General features: G+C 65.5%; 1 protein-coding gene. It reads left to right on the top strand.

Annotated elements, in window-relative coordinates:
* Positions 1-96: 96 nt before the first annotated feature.
* Positions 97-304: ATP-binding cassette domain-containing protein (locus TN53_RS43795; protein WP_159038316.1), on the top strand; the 208-nt coding region annotated here is incomplete at its 3' end.

Below are 304 nucleotides of genomic sequence, written 5' to 3'. Positions count from 1 at the left end.
AAATGCCGCGCGGCTGTGGGTTTTGAATCCGACTGCGGCGCGGCTATTATTTCGGCCTTGAGTATACAAGGTATACCCGAATCTATGGAGCGCAGCGTGTTGGACGTCCAAGATCTGCACAAGAGCTGGGGGGCCGTCCACGCCCTGGCCGGCTTCGACCTCGCCGTGGCGTCGGGTGAGATCTGCGGTCTCATGGGCCACAACGGCGCTGGCAAGACCACGTTCGCCCGGGTGTGCGCCGGCCTGGAACGCCCGGACCGCGGGCGGGTGGTGATCGACGGCATCGATCTGGCCACCGCACCCG

Origin of the sequence: Streptomyces sp. WM6386, from assembly GCF_000972385.1 — a bacterium.
Lineage (GTDB): Bacteria > Actinomycetota > Actinomycetes > Streptomycetales > Streptomycetaceae > Streptomyces.
Note: the sequence above shows the minus strand (reverse complement) of the source record. Positions and strands in the feature narration are given on the sequence as shown.